We start from the raw sequence: 755 nt of genomic DNA, 5'->3' as shown, positions 1-755 counted from the left end.
ATTTCACCCGCTCGGACTGACGGGGGGGGGGGGGGACCCGGGCGTCGGACTCGGCGGGGGCGGGTGGGTAGGGTCGACGGATGTTCGGCGACGATGACGTTCTCGACCCCGTGCCCCGGCGTGTGCTCGTCGCGGGGACGACCGGCGTGGGCAAGACCACGACCGCGGGGCGCATCGGTCGGGCGCTCGGGATCCCGCACACGGAGATCGACGGCAGGTACCACGGGCCGGGGTGGGTACCGCGGCCGGAGTTCGTCGCCGAGGTCGAGACCTACACGGCTGAGCCGGCCTGGGTCACCGAGTGGCAGTACCACCAGGTGCGGGCGATGCTCGTCGAGCGCGCCGACACCCTGGTCTGGCTCGACCTGCCGATCCCAGTGACGTTCTGGCGACTCCTGCGACGGACCATCCGGCGGCGGGTCGGTCGCGTCGAGCTGTGGAACGGCAACGTCGAGCCGCCGTTCTGGACGTTCTTCACGAGCAAGGACCACATCGTGCGGTGGAGCCTCCGGACGCAGTGGAAGATGCGGCAGCAGGTGCCGCCGCTCGAGCACTCCGCACCGCATCTGCGCATCGTGCGTCTGCGCTCGCAGCGGGCGGTCGACGCGTGGGTCGACCGTCTCGCCCGCGGTCCGGAATAAGATCGAGGGAGTCAGCCCCCGTAGCTCAGTGGATAGAGCAGGTGGTTTCTACCCACCGTGCCGCGGGTTCGATTCCTGCCGGGGGCACCGACGACGAGGGCCGCCATCCGATCG

Annotated in this window: 1 protein-coding gene and 1 tRNA gene; both read left to right on the top strand. The window is 70.6% G+C overall.

Features of this window, described 5'->3' with window-relative positions:
* Window positions 1-80: 80 nt before the first annotated feature.
* Entirely contained in the window at window positions 81-641 is a 561-nt protein-coding gene (locus tag BIU98_RS02115; RefSeq protein ID WP_071270728.1) for an AAA family ATPase, read from the top strand.
* A 14-nt stretch (window positions 642-655) separates the two neighbouring features.
* A tRNA-Arg gene (locus BIU98_RS02110) sits at window positions 656-728 on the top strand.
* Window positions 729-755: the final 27 nt, after the last annotated feature.

This window comes from Curtobacterium sp. MMLR14_010 (assembly GCF_001865015.1).
In the GTDB taxonomy this organism is placed as follows: domain Bacteria; phylum Actinomycetota; class Actinomycetes; order Actinomycetales; family Microbacteriaceae; genus Curtobacterium.
The sequence above is the reverse complement of the archived record's forward strand: the minus strand, read 5'-3'. Positions and strand labels throughout refer to the sequence as shown.

Coding starts and splice junctions, on each gene's coding strand:
- BIU98_RS02115 (WP_071270728.1), top strand. CDS start 81: ATGTTCGGCGACGATGACGTTCTCGACCCCGTGCCCCGGCGTGTGCTC.